This is a genomic window from Rhizobium sp. SU303, assembly GCF_021052345.1.
Classification (GTDB): Bacteria; Pseudomonadota; Alphaproteobacteria; order Rhizobiales; family Rhizobiaceae; genus Rhizobium; species Rhizobium laguerreae.
Genome location: NZ_CP088098.1, coordinates 83290 through 98000, shown reverse-complemented (window position 1 = coordinate 98000; position 14711 = coordinate 83290). Strand labels below are relative to the sequence as shown.

Genomic DNA, 14711 nt, shown 5'->3' with positions numbered 1-14711 from the left:
TCCACTAAAACAGTTGTCGATCAACCAGGCGCTGGCAGGTTCCGATATTGCGGTCTTTCGCAAGGGAACGAGCGTCTTGGGGCTCGATCAGGTCAAGACAACGGCAAGCGACCGGGGGTTCGTCGTTGGTGTCTCATCGATCGGCGGTCACACGCGGCGCATCCATCACCAACATCATGTGACTACCCACGACTTTGCGGAGAACTCGATCTACATTCGCGATCTGTCCGAGGCCTACAAGGCAGATCTCAGCGGTTCTTTCGAGTTCCTCCTGTTCGAAATCTCGCCTGCGGCTCTCATCCGGATTGCCGATGGTGCGGAACTTTCCGGCATCACCTCGCTCGCGGCCGAAACCGGTTCGAAAGACATCGTGCTTGCCAACCTCGCTCGGGCGCTGATCCCGGCACTCGAAAAACCGGAGGAGGCAAGCGCGCTGTTCATCGACCAGATGACCACTGCCATCGGAACCTACCTGGTTCAACGCTATGGCGGCCGGTCCGTTGCAACTCCCAACAAATCACGAAGCCTGTCGCGCACGCACGAGCATCTGGCGAAAAATCTGCTTCTCGAAAACCTTGACGGGGACATCTCGATCGAGCAAGTGGCGCAGGCCTGCAATCTGTCCCGCGGCTATTTCATTCGCGCCTTTCGAGAGACGACGGGCATGACGCCATATCAATGGCTTGTGAGCCAACGAATAGATCGCGCCCGCACCCTGCTGCGCACCTCGAACGCTCCGCTCGCCGAAGTCGCCATCGCCTGCGGCTTCGCCGACCAAAGCCATTTCACACGGGTTTTCGCAAGTATCGTTGGGGCGACGCCCGGCAATTGGCGGCGTAGCGTGTAGTCCGTAACTCGTCTTTTACGTGTGCCGCCTTATAGTCGCTGATCGAAATTTCCGGCCAGCATGCCAAAGGAACCATCGGCATTTTCTTTTCCGGACATTGATCGTCATGGCGTGTGCCACCAGTGTGCATACCGTCGTCTTCCGCATCCGCAATCAACACGCCTTGCGGTGGGGCAGACCGTAAAGACCGCGATCGCCAGGTAGCTGGTGATGCGAGAAATACCGAGCAGCAACCGCCTCCTGACCTTTTGATGAATGGCGCCATCAGAAGGAAATTGAGGAGTGCAGGCAATAAGCCCAACAGGGAGAAGCATAAAAGTGCGATGGCGACGCCGAGTGAGTTGTCGCCCGCTACCTCAAACGGCTTAGCAGTTCCTGTGCTAAGGCTGGTGCAGACGCCGGGTTCTGACCGGTTACCAATTCCCGATCCACGATGACGTGTGCCGCAAACGGTGCCTCGGCCCGACTGAACCGGCCGCCTGCCTGGGTGAGGGCGTCCTGCGGGTAGAACTTCATCTCGCCGCCATTCAGCAGCCCTTTCGCCATTTCCTCTTCCCGGTTGCTGAAGACGGTGAGCTTGTAGCCAGCATAGATCCAGTCGGCGGTCGCATCCGCCGTTCCCGTCGCCTCGAACTGACTAACAAAACCCTTCGCGTCTGCCATGGTAGAAAGCAGTGCAATGGGGCCATGGCAGGCCAATGCGGTGGTCTTGCCTTTTTCATGGAAATAGGTGAGCAGTTTGCCGAGGTCGGGGCTGACCAGCAGGTCCTGCATGGGCGCGTGACCACCTGGAATATAGACCGCATCGAAGTGGTCGTAGCCAATCTGTTCGATACGGGCGAGGCTGACGACCGGTGACCGGCCGCTCGACAGCAGATCGAGTTCCGACAGTTGCTTCTCGCTGTCTTTGAACTCGGCTTCGTCGCCACCGAAATACATCTTGTCGATGGACGTCTTGTCGACCGAGGGGGCGGTCCCCTTTGGTGTGGCGAACGTAACGTCGTGGCCGGCTTCGAGCAGTGCCTTCACCGGCTGCATCAGTTCATTGAGGTAGAAGCCGGTTTTAAATAACATGCCGTCCTTCAGGTCGAGACGGTCGGAGTCGGACAGGACGATCAGCACGTTTCCGGCATGGGCGTTGATGGCGCCGGTACCAAGTGCAAGAGCGAGAGCTAGACTGCGCAGCAATTTCATGGGTTCCTCCGATTGGATGAATGTCCGTTTTGGCAAAAGAGGGATTCGCGGCAGCTCAGCCGGCCACCTTGATGAGGCGATGCAGGGCGAAGTCGGCAAAATAGTCGCCGACGCCACTCGCCTGAAACCGCTGCATCGCGGCGCTGTCCATATGGGCGCGCCACTGCGCTTCGCTTTGCCAAGTTTCAACAAAAATGCGCACACGGCTGTCATCCAGCGACTGATGCAGTTCATAGCGAAGGCAGCCATCTTCGGCCAAGGTTTCGGTGACCAGCTTTTCCTGAGCGGCGCCAAGAGCCGCCTCCTTGCCCGGCTTGGCGGTGGTGATCGCGATGACGGTGAGCGGAGCGTTTGACATGAGAAAACCTTTCTCAGGCAATGGTGTTGACGAGGCCGCCTTCGGCGCGCAGAGCGGCACCGTTGGTGGCGGATGAGCGGGGACTGGCGAGATAGGCGACGAGGTTCGCCACCTCCTCCGCTTCCACCATGCGTTGGAGGATCGAAGCCGAGCGTGCCGTGGCAAAGAACTCCGCCTCGATTTGCTTGATGGACGCCGACGGGTCGCTCGCCTGGCTGCGCAGGAAGCCTTCGATGCCTTCCGAGCGGGTCGGCCCTGGCAGCACGGCGTTGACCGTGACATTGGTGCCGCGGGTCAGTTGCGCCAGCCCACGCGAGACCGAAAGCTGCGCCGTCTTCGTCGTCGCGTAGTGAATCATGTCCTGCGGGATCGCGAGCCCGGACTCGCTCGAAATGAAGATGACGCGGCCCCAGTTGCGCTCCAGCATGCCAGGAAGATAGGTCCGCGACAGACGCACGCCGCTCATGACATTAACGTCGAACAGATAGCTCCAATCGGCGTCGGGAATGTCGCCGAAGGGCTTGCTCTCGTAAATGCCGAGATTGTTGACGAGGACATCCACCAAGGGTTCGGCCTTGGCGATGATGCCGGCACCCTCGACGGTGGCGGCGTCTGCCAGAACTCCGGTAACGTTCGATCCGCCGGACGCCTCGACGACAGCGATCGCTTTGTCGAGTTTGGCGCCATCGCGTCCCGTGATGATGACGCGCGCGCCCTCAGTGGCGAGCGCGCGGGCGATTTCGAGGCCGATGCCAGCGGTAGCACCTGTCACCAGGGCAGTCTTGCCTTCGAGTTGTAGATCCATGTCTCATCTCCAGATTGTTGCTGGAGAGAATTTATGATTTAGGAGTGGACGGCACTATTGCCTTCGAAAGACATGCACCTGTGAATGAGGTTCATCAATGCCACGTATCCTGATGGAGCGCTCCGGCGAAATGGAGGTGTTTGCGCGCGTCGTGCTGGATGGTGGCTTCTCCGCTGCCGCTCGCAACCTTGATCTTACTCCATCGGCCGTCAGCAAGCTGATTGCCCGCCTTGAAGCGAGGCTCGGAACACGCCTTCTGGTGCGGACAACCCGCGCTCTGACCCTGACGGAAGAAGGCGAGGCCTACCATCACGCCGCGCTGCGGATACTGCAGGCGCTGAACGATGCGGACCAGGAGGTCGCGGGCGGTGCAGTTCGAGGACGACTGCGGATCAACACAACGATCCCTTTCGGGACGATGTTCGTCGCCCCTGCCATGCCGGAGTTCATAGCGCGCAATCCCGCTCTCATCGTCGATCTCTCATTCACCGACGGTATCGTCGATCTGGTGGCGGAGAAGACCGACGTCGCCCTCCGCATGGGCAATCTTCCAGACAGTGGGCTGATAGCGCGCAAACTGGGGCAGAGCCGACGTTTGGTCTGTGCGTCACCCGAGTACGTGGCGCGCCGGGGCTCGCCGGAAACTCCGGCCGATCTTGAGCATCACGATTGCCTGACCTTCAATTTCCGGCGCGCCAGACCCACTTGGCCGTTTCGTCACGAAGGACGGGATATTGCGCAGCCGGTCAAGGGCAGTATCGTCGTCAACAATGGCGAGACGATGAAGCAGATGGCGCTGGCAGGCGCCGGCATTGCTCGTGTCGGTTTGTTTCATGTGGCCGAAGAGATTGCAGCGGGACGGCTTGTCCCGCTGCTCGAGGCGCACAATCCGGGAGACCTTGAACTGGTGCATGCCATCTATGTCGGTGGCGGCCCACTGCCCCACCGCGTGCGTGCGTTTATAGAGCATATGATTGCGACGCTGGAGGGCAATCCGCTGCTGCAAGGGATTGCCCTCCCCTAGCTGGCAGAAAGGAGAAATTAGCCATCTCCCTTATTCAGTCAATGCTTCAATCTGATAACCAACGCGATCGGTACGAGCCGCCGATTTAATCTCAGTGGGGTTCGCAACACCTTCACAACAAAAGCAAGACACCCGGCGCTGGATCTCTGCCGGAGCGAGATGAAGAGGCGGTCATCCCCGGATCAGGGTGAGCGATCCACGACTTGGTTTGCAGTGAACGATTGCCCCTGACGATCGCCCTGAGCATGCTGGTCAAATCGGGTGATCTCCGTCGACAGGTCGCGGCTTGATTTTTGTCACGCCCGACGTATCGACGCGGTAACTAGGCGTAGATTTTATCACCAAATGGTGCTATTTAAAGCGTCAGGACAAGGATAAGAAACGATGCGATCGACTATCAATCTCGACGACACTCTCATGGAAAGGGCCAGGTCCCTGACCGGCACAAAAGAAACCGCTGCTCTAGTCCGCCAGGCGTTGGAGACGCTCGTCCGAGTAGAGTCGGGAAAACGCCTCATCGCGCTCGGCGGAACTATGCCCGATGCAGAGGCAGCTCCACGTCGCCGAAGCGCAGCTGCCAAGTGATACTGGCAGACACTTCTATATGGATCGATCATTTCCGCCATCTTGATGCAGAGCTTCGGACGATCATTGAGGACGATCGTCTACTCTGCCATCCGGCTGTGGCTGGCGAACTGGCGCTTGGCAGCCTTCGAGATCGCGGGCGCGTGATAGCGTTTCTGGCGGCCCAGCGCCAAGCGTTCGTCGCAACGCACGACGAAGTGATGACAATGATTGATCGTCACGGCATTTTCAGTATGGGCATCGGCTATACAGATGCCCACTTGCTCGCCTCGATAATGCTTGATCAGCGAGCGGCGTTATGGACCAGGGACAAGCGTCTGCAGGCGGCGGCCGAAAAGGCAGGCGCTTCATTGCATAAGCCTGCGAATGCTCACAACTAAACACCTAAATAGTCCTGCCGAGTTTTTAGATTTTTCCGATCTTTCGCCTTCAACGGATATGAACCGGCGGCGCCATAATTTAAGTGCCTGATAAACTGAAATTCACAGCATAGCCCTTATTTATGGAACAGCGATTTGTCCTTGTCCCTATAAGGCTTAAAGTTGAGGCGCTAAAGTGAAGTAAAGCGGACTCAAAAGTGCAAAAAACAAATATCAGGCGGATCGAACCGCGATATCCGATCCGGACTTGATCTCAGATATGCAAGGCGCTTCCCAACGCTTTCAGCGCCGCCTCCGTGACCGCTTCGCTGCGGGTCGGATGCGCGTGGATGGTGCCGGCGATGTCTTCCAGGCGCGCACCCATCTCGATCGCCAGCGCAAAAGCCGCCGAGAGCTCGGAGACCCCGGCCCCCACCGCCTGCAGGCCGAGCACGAGATTGGTGTCGGCGCGGGCCACGACGCGCACGAAGCCTTCTTCGGACAGCATTGTCATCGCCCGCCCGTTGGCGCTGAACGGAAACTGGCCGGTCCGGATTTCATAACTTTGCGCCTTCGCGTCTGCCGGCGACAGGCCGGCGCTGACGATCTCCGGATCGGTGAAGCAGATGGCGGGAATGCATCTTTTGTCCCAGGCCCGCTTCTTCCCGGCGATGATTTCCGCCACCATCTCCCCTTGCGCCATGGCCCGATGGGCAAGCATCGGCTCGCCGGTCACATCGCCGATCGCATAGATGCCGCGCATCGAGGTGCGGCAACGATCGTCGATCCTCAGATAAGGGCCGGCACGATCGAGATCGAGCTCTTCGAGACCGGATCCTGCGGTTCTTGGGCGGCGGCCGACGGTGACGAGAATGCGGTCCGCCGGCAGGGTCTGCTGTCCGCCATCCGGCGTTTCGACGATCAATGCCTCACCACTGTCGGCAAGGCCAATCGCCTTCGCACCCGTCAATACCCGGATACCGCCTTCGGTCAGCTTGCGCATGACGGGCCTCACCAGCTCGGCATCATATTGCGGCAGCACCTGCGGCGTCGCCTCGACGACCGTCACATCAGACCCTATCTTGGCAAAGGCGGTTCCCAGCTCCAGCCCGATATAACCGCCGCCGACGACGACCAGCTTCTTCGGCAGCGCCGTCAGCGACAGCGCCTCCGTCGAAGAGATGACGCGGCCGCCGAAGGGCAGGTTTTGGAGCTCCACCGGATCGGAACCGGTGGCGATCACCACGGTCTCGGCGCGGATGATCTGCTGGCCGGTTTCCGTCTCCACCTCTACCGTCTTGCCGTCGCGGAAATGGGCTCGGCCGTGGACGATCTTGACCCGCGCCTTCTGCAGCAGCCCCGAAACACCGGTCGTCAACCGGCCGACGATCCCGTCCTTCCAGGCAATCGTCCTCATGAGATCGATCGAGGCGCCTTCGACGCGGATTCCCATCGGGTTTTTGCCGGCAAGCATCTTTTGCGTCGCGTCGAATTCCTCCGCCGCATGGATCAACGCCTTGGAGGGAATGCAGCCGACCGTCAGGCAGGTGCCGCCCGGCTTGCCGGCCTCGACGATAACAGTATCGATGCCGAGCTGTCCGGCGCGAATGGCGCAGACATAACCGCCCGGACCGGCGCCGATGACGAGGAGCTTGCAGACGATCTCTTTCATGGATCTCAGCTTTCGATAAAAATGAGCGCTGGCGTTTCGAGCAGCGTTCGGATGCGCTGCACGAAGTTTGCCGCATCCCAGCCGTCGATGATGCGATGATCGAAGCTGGAGGAGAGGTTCATCATCTTGCGCGGCACGAACTGCGTGCCGTCCCAGACCGGTCGTGTGGCGATCTTGTTGACGCCGATGATCGCCACCTCAGGATGATTGATGATGGGTGTCGAGACGATGCCGCCAAGCGCACCGAGCGAACTGATGGTGATGGTGGAGCCGGACAGCTCATCGCGTGTCGCAGTACCCGATCGCGCCGCTTCCGCCAGCCGGTTCATCTCGGCGGCGCAATCCCAGATGCCGCGTGCTTCTGCATGCCGCACCACCGGCACGGTCAGACCGGCCGGCGTCTGCGTGGCGATGCCGATATGCACGGCACTGTAGCGCGTGATGATGCCGGCATCGTCGTCGAAAGTGGCGTTGACGTCGGGCTGCTCGGAAATGGCCTTGACCAGCGCCCGCATCAGGAAGGGCAGAACCGTCAGCTTAGGATGGCCCGGCCTGCGATCGCCGTTCATCGTGGCACGCAACTCCTCGAGCGCGGACATATCCACTTCCTCCACATAGGTGATGTGGGGGATGCGCGAGGCGGAAAGCACCATCTTCTCGGCGATGCGGCGGCGCAGGCCGGTCAGCTTGATCTCCTCGGTCGCCATCTTCCTGGCAAAGCCGTTCTTTGCCGTTGCAGGCGCGGTCCCAAGGGTCAGGAATTGCTCGATATCCTCGCGCAGGATGCGCCCGGCCGGCCCGGTCGCCTGCACTTGTCTCAGATCGACGCCGCTTTCCCTGGCGAAGAGCCGCACGGAGGGAGCGGCAAGCGGTTTTTCCGCCGGCGCCGCCGTCGGCACTGGCGCCGTAGGCGCTGGCGGAGCAGGTTTTGCAATTTCGGTCCTGGTCGCGTCAGCAATCCGCGCCTGCGAAATCCCAACGGACTGAGCCTTGCCGACATCTCCCGCCGTCTCGATCCGTACCAGCGGGGCCTTGACCGCGATCCGGTCTCCGACCTCGCCCGCGAGCCAGGTGACGGTGCCACTGACGGGAGACGGAATTTCCACGGTGGCCTTGTCGGTCATGACGGCGGCGATTACCATGTCCTCGCGGACGGGATCTCCCGTCTTCACATGCCATTCCACGATCTCGGCCTCGGCGACCCCTTCCCCGACATCGGGCATCTTGATGATGAATTCGCCCACGGCTCAGGCCTCCATGACTTCGGCAAGCGCCCGCCCGACACGGCCTGGACCGGGGAAATAGTCCCACTCCTGCGCATGCGGATAGGGCGTGTCCCAGCCGGCAACGCGCACGACCGGCGCTTCGAGATGATAGAAGCAATGCTCCTGCACCAGCGCCGCGACTTCGGCGCCGAAGCCCGACGTCAAAGTTGCCTCATGCACGACCACGCAGCGTCCCGTCTTCGAGACCGATTTGACAATCGTATCGAGATCGAGCGGCAGCAGGCTTCTCAAATCGATCACCTCGGCATCGATGCCGGCATCCTCGGCCGCAGCAAGCGCCACATGCACCATGGTGCCGTAGGCAACCACTGTCACCGCCGATCCCGCGCGCCGCACTTCGGCCTTGCCGATCGGGATGGTGTAATGGCCATCGGGCACCTCTCCGAGGTCGTGTTTCGACCACGGCGTCACCGGCCGCTCGTGATGGCCGTCGAAGGGGCCGTTGTAGAGCCGCTTCGGCTCCAGGAACATGACGGGGTCGGGATCCTCGATCGCCGCGATCAGCAGGCCCTTGGCGTCATAGGGATTGGACGGCACGATCACTTTCAGCCCGCAGACATGGGTAAAAAGCGCCTCCGGGCTCTGGCTGTGCGTCTGGCCGCCGAAGATACCGCCGCCGGTCGGCATGCGCACGACGATCGGGCAGGTGAAATCGCCGTTGGAACGGTAGCGGATGCGCGCCGCCTCCTGCGTCAGCTGGTCATAGGCGGGATACATGTAATCGGCGAACTGGATTTCGACACAGGGCTTCAGCCCGTAGGCGGCCATGCCGATCGCCGTGCCGACGATGCCGGATTCGCTGATCGGCGTATCGAAGCAGCGCGTTCTGCCGTATTTTGCCTGCAGGCCCTGTGTGCTGCGAAAGACGCCGCCGAAATAGCCGACATCCTCGCCGAAAACAACGACATTGTCGTCACGTGCCATCGACACATCCATGGCACTGCGCACGGCCTCGATCATCGTCATTCTGGCCATGTCAGTACCCCGCCTTCTGTCGCTGGCGGCGGATATGCGGCGGCATCTCGGCATAGACGCCCTCGAAAATGTCGCGCACCGAAGGCCTGCCGCCGGCATGCAGCGTGCCATGCGCCTCTGCTTGGCGCTGCGCCTCGATCACCTCGTCCATGATTTCGGCTTCGGCCTGCACATGCCGTTGCTCCGACCATGCGCCCTTGACGATCAGATGTTTCTTGAGCCGCAGCACGGGATCGCCGAGCGGCCAGGCCTCCGATTCCGTCTTGGGCCGATAGGCGCTTGGATCGTCGGAGGTCGAATGCGCACCGACGCGGTAGGTCACATATTCGATCAGCGTCGGCCCGAGATTGCGCCGCGCGCGCTCGGCCGCCCAGTAGGCGACGGCATGGACGGCGAGATAGTCGTTTCCGTCGACACGCAGCGCCGGAATACCGAAGCCAAGGCCGCGAGCGGCGAAGGTGCCGGAACCGCCGCGGGCAATGCCCTGGAAGGTCGAGATCGCCCACTGATTGTTGACGATGTTGAGGATGACCGGCGCCTTGTAGGTCGAGGCGAAAACGAGCGCCGAGTGGAAATCCGATTCCGCCGTCGATCCGTCGCCGATCCAGGCGGCGGCAATGCGGCTGTCGTTCTTGATCGCCGAAGCCATCGCCCAGCCGACGGCCTGCACATATTGGGTGGCGAGATTGCCCGAGATGGTGAAGAAGCCGTGCTCCTTGGAGGAATACATGATCGGCAGTTGCCGGCCGCGCAGAGGATCGCTCTCGTTCGAGTAGATCTGGTTCATCATCTCGACCATCGGATAGTCGTCGGCAATCAGCAGGCCTGCCTGGCGATAGGTCGGGAAATTCATATCGCCCTTCTCGAGCGCCTTGCGGAAGGCGCAGCTGACGGCTTCTTCACCGAGATGCTGCATATAGAAGGAGGTCTTGCCCTGCCGCTGCGCCATCAGCATGCGGGCGTCGAAGGCACGCAGCTTCATCATGTCGCGAAGCCCGGTCAGCAACGCCTCATCGGAAAGCGACCCAGCCCAGGGACCGACCGCCTCGCCCTCGCGATTCAAAACGCGGATGATGGAATAGGCAAGGTCACGGATATCTTCGGATGCAACATCCACCTCCGGCCGCGGCACGGAACCAGCCTTGGCAATCTTGACGTTGGAAAAATCGGGCTGACCGCCGGGGCGAACGGCGGGTTCGGGGACATGCAGGCTCAAACGAGCGGAATCCACCATGCTTTTTCTTTCCTCCCTTTGCCGGCCTGCTCCCCTCCTCCGGAAGCAGGGCCGGATGTGGTTCTTATAGATTGCGGGCGATCACCATGCGCTGCACGTCGCTCGTTCCTTCATAGATCTGGCAGATGCGCACATCGCGATAGATGCGCTCGACCGGATAATCGGCCATGTAGCCATAACCTCCATGGATCTGGATCGCGTCTGAGCAGACGCGCTCGGCCATCTCGGAGGCAAAGAGTTTCGCCATCGAGGCTTCCGAAAGGCAGGGCAGCCCAGCCTCTCTGAGCGAGGCGGCATGAAAAACCAGCTGCCGCGCCGCCTCGATCCGGACCGCCATGTCGGCAAGGCGGAAGGCAACGGCCTGATGCTCGACGATCGGCTTGCCGAAGGCTGTGCGCTCTTTGGCATAGTCGCGCGCCGCCTCGAAGGCCGCCCGCGCCATGCCGACGGCCTGTGCCGCGATGCCGATCCGCCCGCCCTCGAGATTGGCGAGCGCGATGCGATAGCCCTCGCCTTCCGCACCGAGCCTGAGTTCTGCCGGGATGCGCATGCTGTTGAAGGCGATCTGGCAGGTATCGGAGGAATGCAGCCCAAGCTTTTCCTCAACACGGATCACCTCGTAGCCCGGCGTATCGGTCGGCACGATAAAGGCGGTGATGCCCTTCTTGCCGACATCGGGATCGGTGACGGCAAAGACGATGATGATATCGCCGTTCTTTCCCGAGGTGATGAATTGCTTGGAGCCGTCGAGCACGTAGTGGTCACTGTCACGCCGCGCCCGGGTCTTCAGATTCGAGGCATCGGAACCGGCCTGCGGCTCGGTCAACGCAAAGCCGCCGATCCATTCGCCGCTGGCCAGTTTCGGCAGGAAGCGCTGCCGCTGCTCTTCGGTTCCGAATTTGAGGATCGGCACGCAGCCGACAGAGCTGTGCACGCTCATGATCGTCGAACACGGCCCGTCGCCGGCGGCAATCTCCTCCAGCGCCGCCGCATAGGCAGTCACACCCGTATCCGATCCCCCATAGGCTTCCGGCACCAGCATGCCGAGCAGCCCGAGTTCGCCCATTTCCTTCAATTCCTCGCGCGGGAAAAGATGCTCCCGGTCGCGTTTGGCCGCCCCCGGCGCCAACCGGTCGCGGGCAAAGTCGCGGGCGAGATCTGAGATTTGCTGCTGGAGGTCGGAAAGGATCATCTGTTCCGCCCTCCCCGCTCGTGCCGCTCGATGGCGACAGCCGTCGCCTCGCCGCCGCCGATGCAGAGCGCGGCCATGCCGCGCTTCAGGTCGTATCGCTCCAGTGCGGCAAGCAGCGTCACCAGAATCCGGGCTCCTGAAGCGCCGATCGGATGGCCGAGCGCGCACGCGCCGCCATGCACGTTGACCTTTTCATGCGGCAGGTCGAGATCACGCATCGCCGCCATGGCGACGACGGCGAAAGCCTCGTTGATTTCAAACAGATCGACCTCCGACAGCGGCAGGCCGGTGCGATCGGACAGCTTCTGCAGCGCGCCGATCGGCGCGGTGGCAAAAAGATTGGGCGCCTGCGAATGGGTGGCATGACCAAGGATCGTCGCAAGCGGCTTCAGGCCGCGGCGCTCCGCCTCGGAGCGGCGCATCAGCACCAGGGCTGCCGCGCCATCGGAGATCGAGCTGGAATTGGCGGCGGTCACCGTGCCGCCGTCGCGGAAGGCGGGCTTCAGCGTCGGGATCTTGTCAAGCTTCGCCTTGCCGGGTTGTTCATCTCGGCTCGCCACCTGCTCGGCTTTGCCCGATTTCATCGTAACCGGCGCGATCTCGCTGTCGAAACAGCCTTCGGCAATCGCCTTCTGCGCCCGCGTCAGCGAGGCGATCGCGTAGTTGTCCTGCGCCTCGCGCGTGAACTGATAGGCCTCGGCGCAATCCTCCGCGAAGCTGCCCATCAAGCGCCCCTTGTCATAAGCATCCTCCAGCCCGTCGAGGAACATGTGATCCACGACACGCCCATGGCCGAGCCTGTAACCGCCACGGGCCTTGTCAAGAAGATAGGGCGCATTCGTCATGCTTTCCATGCCGCCTGCAACCGCCACGGAGGCGCTGCCGGCGGCGATCAGGTCATGCGCCATCATGACCGCCTTCATGCCCGAGCCGCACATCTTGTTGACGGTGCTGGCCGCGGTCGCGAAGGGCAGGCCGGCATGGATCGCCGCCTGGCGCGCCGGCGCCTGCCCCTGCCCCGCCGGCAGCACACAGCCGAAGACGACCTCCTCGATCGCCTCGGCCTCGACGCGGCTCCGCTGCAGTGCCGCCCGGATCGCGGTTGCTCCGAGTTCCGGCGCAGTCGCCTCCTTCAGCTCTCCCTGAAAGCTGCCGATCGGGGTGCGCGCCGCACCGACGATAACGATGGGATCCTGCAAGGTAATGTTTCCTCCTCTGGGCAACACGCTCAGCGCGCGCCCATCCGCAATGCGCCGTCGAGGCGGATGACCTCGCCGTTCAGCATGCTGTTTTCAAAGATATGACGCACCAGCCCGGCAAATTCCGCCGGACGGCCGAGCCGCGGCGGAAAGGGCACGCTCTTGCCGAGTGCTGCCTGAACCTCGGCCGGCATATCAGCCATCATCGGCGTCTCGAAAATGCCGGGCGCGATCGCGACGACGCGAATGCCGTGACGTGCAAGCTCGCGGGCGATCGGCAAGGTCATCGCCGCCACCCCGCCCTTGGAGGCGGCATAGGCTGCCTGGCCGATCTGGCCATCGAAGGCGGCAACCGAGGCCGTATTGACGATGACGCCACGTTCGCCTTCCGCATCCGGCTCGGTCGTCTGGATCGCTGCGGCGGCCAGCCGGATCATGTTGAACGTGCCGATGAGATTGATGCCGACCGTGCGCGCAAAACTCTCCAGCCGGTGCGGTCCGTCGCGACCGATCACCTTCTCGGCCGGCGCCACGCCCGCGCAATTCACCAATCCGCGCAGGCTGCCAAAGGCTTCGACGGCGGCGGCAACCACCGCCGCCCCCTCCTCGCCATCGGTCACATCGGCCTTGACGAAGCAGGCATCGCTTCCGAATTCCCGGGCAATCTCTTCGCCCGCTTGCATATTGAGATCGGCGATCGTCACGCGCCCGCCGGCCTCCACAAGCGCGCGCACTGTTGCCGCGCCCAAGCCGGAGCCGCCGCCGGTCACGATGAAACTTGCTCCACGGATCAGCATGAATCTCTTCCTCCCTGCCGACCGCGCCCCCTCCAAGCGCAACCGGCGGATACGATTCTATTCGCTCCACCTATTGCAAGCGATGACAGAACTGCTCCATTATTTCGGCCAGTTTTGCCATAGCGAGGATAGAATATGGCCGAGATCGAGCGACGCATGATCGCGCTGGGCTTCGTGGAGGAGGCACTCGACAGCCTGCGGCGGCTCGGCAAGCCGACGGCGCCGATCCTTGCCCGCGTCGGCCTGGCATCCCCGGTCGATCAGCCGGTTTCGGCGGAGACTTATGGCGCGCTCTGGCTGGCGATCGCTGCCGAGCTCGACGATGAATTCTTCGGCATGGGCGCACGGCCGATGCGCAGCGGCAGCTTCACGCTGCTCTGCCACTCTGTGCTGCATGCGCCGACGCTGGGTCATGCGCTCCGCCGGGCGCTACGCTTCCTCGATGTCGTGCTCGACGACCCCCGGGGACGGCTCGTCATCCGCGACGGTCTGGCCGAGATCGAACTCAGCGACGCCGGCGGCCCGCGTTCGGCCTTCGCCTACCGCACCTACTGGATCATCCTGCACGGCATCATCTGCTGGCTGGTCGGCCGGCGCATTCCGATCCGCCTCGTCGATTTCCGCTGCGCGGAACCCAAACAAGGGGCCGACTACCGGCTCTTCTTCGGCGCCCCGGTGCGTTTCTCGCAACCGATCAGCCGGCTCGGCTTCGACAGCGCCTTGCTCGACCTGCCGGTGGCGCGCAGCGAACAGGCGCTCAAACAGTTCCTGCGCGGCGCGCCCGCCAATATTCTGGTGCGCTATCGCTATGATGCCGGTATCGCCGCCGCCGTCCGCCGCCGACTGAATCTGGCCACGCCGGCTGCCTGGTCGAGCTTCGCCACGCTTGCCGCCGATATGCGCATGCCGCCCTCCACGCTCCGCCACCGCCTGCGCGACGAGGGACAAAGTTATGCCGCCATCAAGGACGACATCCGCCGCGACCTCGCCGTCGAACTGCTGCTGAACACGCCGAAGACCATCGGCGAGATTGCCGTGCAGCTCGGCTATTCCGAGCCGAGCGCCTTCTTCCGGGCCTTCCGGAAATGGATGGGCAAGAGCCCCGAAGCCTTTCGTCGGGAGGAAACGGAGTCGCAGGCCGGCGCTAGGTAGGCCGAGCTTGCTCCCTTTTCTCCCCAGCGGGG

14 protein-coding genes and 1 pseudogene are annotated in these 14711 nt (G+C 62.3%); 5 read left to right on the top strand and 10 right to left on the bottom strand.

What is annotated here, in order from left to right; genetic code table 11:
- Window positions 1-13: 13 nt before the first annotated feature.
- The gene (locus RlegSU303_RS31900; RefSeq protein ID WP_094088892.1) at window positions 14-847 is read left to right on the top strand and encodes a helix-turn-helix domain-containing protein; all 834 of its coding nucleotides are present in this window, start codon (window positions 14-16) and stop codon (window positions 845-847) included.
- 351 nt (window positions 848-1198) lie between these two features.
- Here RlegSU303_RS31900 and RlegSU303_RS31895 read toward each other — a convergent pair whose 3' ends face one another.
- The 3 genes from RlegSU303_RS31895 to RlegSU303_RS31885 are packed head-to-tail and all read right to left on the bottom strand — an operon-like array spanning window position 1199 to window position 3204.
- A complete protein-coding gene (locus RlegSU303_RS31895; RefSeq protein ID WP_131719398.1) occupies window positions 1199-2041 on the bottom strand; it encodes a type 1 glutamine amidotransferase domain-containing protein in 843 nt (280 codons plus the stop codon).
- A 55-nt stretch (window positions 2042-2096) separates the two neighbouring features.
- Entirely contained in the window at window positions 2097-2399 is a 303-nt protein-coding gene (locus RlegSU303_RS31890) for a putative quinol monooxygenase (protein WP_131620447.1), read from the bottom strand.
- A 13-nt stretch (window positions 2400-2412) separates the two neighbouring features.
- The gene (locus tag RlegSU303_RS31885; protein ID WP_131719397.1) at window positions 2413-3204 is read right to left on the bottom strand and encodes an SDR family NAD(P)-dependent oxidoreductase; all 792 of its coding nucleotides are present in this window, start codon (window positions 3202-3204) and stop codon (window positions 2413-2415) included.
- 97 nt (window positions 3205-3301) lie between these two features.
- On the opposite strand from RlegSU303_RS31885, the gene RlegSU303_RS31880 reads away from it, so the two are divergent.
- The 3 genes from RlegSU303_RS31880 (at window position 3302) to RlegSU303_RS31870 (ending at window position 5193) form a co-directional block, all read left to right on the top strand.
- Window positions 3302-4228 (top strand): LysR substrate-binding domain-containing protein, encoded by a 927-nt coding sequence (locus tag RlegSU303_RS31880; RefSeq protein ID WP_231284135.1) that lies wholly within the window; start codon window positions 3302-3304, stop codon window positions 4226-4228.
- Window positions 4229-4612: 384 nt separating this feature from the next.
- Window positions 4613-4813, top strand: coding sequence for a type II toxin-antitoxin system VapB family antitoxin (locus RlegSU303_RS31875; RefSeq protein WP_017958375.1), 201 nt, complete (start codon window positions 4613-4615; stop codon window positions 4811-4813).
- Window positions 4810-5193, top strand: coding sequence for a type II toxin-antitoxin system VapC family toxin (locus RlegSU303_RS31870; RefSeq protein WP_094088894.1), 384 nt, complete (start codon window positions 4810-4812; stop codon window positions 5191-5193). Before RlegSU303_RS31875 ends, RlegSU303_RS31870 begins: the two co-directional genes overlap by 4 nt.
- A gap of 253 nt (window positions 5194-5446) precedes the next feature.
- Here the strand turns inward: RlegSU303_RS31870 and lpdA are convergent, their stop codons facing one another.
- From lpdA to RlegSU303_RS31835, 7 genes are all read right to left on the bottom strand, one after another.
- On the bottom strand, window positions 5447-6844 hold the full coding sequence (lpdA, locus tag RlegSU303_RS31865) for a dihydrolipoyl dehydrogenase (RefSeq protein ID WP_017958373.1): 1398 nt from the start codon (window positions 6842-6844) through the stop codon (window positions 5447-5449).
- A gap of 5 nt (window positions 6845-6849) precedes the next feature.
- The gene (locus RlegSU303_RS31860) at window positions 6850-8088 is read right to left on the bottom strand and encodes a dihydrolipoamide acetyltransferase family protein (protein WP_231284134.1); all 1239 of its coding nucleotides are present in this window, start codon (window positions 8086-8088) and stop codon (window positions 6850-6852) included.
- Window positions 8089-8091: 3 nt separating this feature from the next.
- Window positions 8092-9105 carry an alpha-ketoacid dehydrogenase subunit beta gene (locus RlegSU303_RS31855; RefSeq protein ID WP_017958371.1) on the bottom strand — a complete coding sequence of 338 codons (1014 nt, stop codon included), beginning with the start codon at window positions 9103-9105 and terminating at the stop codon, window positions 8092-8094.
- A 1-nt stretch (window position 9106) separates the two neighbouring features.
- Complete coding sequence (locus tag RlegSU303_RS31850; RefSeq protein ID WP_017958370.1) at window positions 9107-10339, bottom strand: thiamine pyrophosphate-dependent enzyme; 1233 nt, start codon at window positions 10337-10339, stop codon at window positions 9107-9109.
- A 64-nt stretch (window positions 10340-10403) separates the two neighbouring features.
- A complete protein-coding gene (locus RlegSU303_RS31845; RefSeq protein ID WP_231284133.1) occupies window positions 10404-11531 on the bottom strand; it encodes an acyl-CoA dehydrogenase family protein in 1128 nt (375 codons plus the stop codon).
- On the bottom strand, window positions 11528-12736 hold the full coding sequence (locus RlegSU303_RS31840; RefSeq protein WP_026158427.1) for an acetyl-CoA C-acyltransferase: 1209 nt from the start codon (window positions 12734-12736) through the stop codon (window positions 11528-11530). The genes RlegSU303_RS31845 and RlegSU303_RS31840 overlap by 4 nt, the downstream gene beginning before the upstream one ends.
- 23 nt (window positions 12737-12759) lie before the next feature.
- The gene (locus RlegSU303_RS31835; RefSeq protein ID WP_231284132.1) at window positions 12760-13527 is read right to left on the bottom strand and encodes a 3-hydroxyacyl-CoA dehydrogenase; all 768 of its coding nucleotides are present in this window, start codon (window positions 13525-13527) and stop codon (window positions 12760-12762) included.
- A gap of 82 nt (window positions 13528-13609) precedes the next feature.
- Between RlegSU303_RS31835 and RlegSU303_RS31830 the strand changes: the two are divergent.
- Window positions 13610-14679: pseudogene (locus RlegSU303_RS31830) on the top strand (AraC family transcriptional regulator).
- The last annotated feature ends 32 nt before the right edge of the window (window positions 14680-14711 follow it).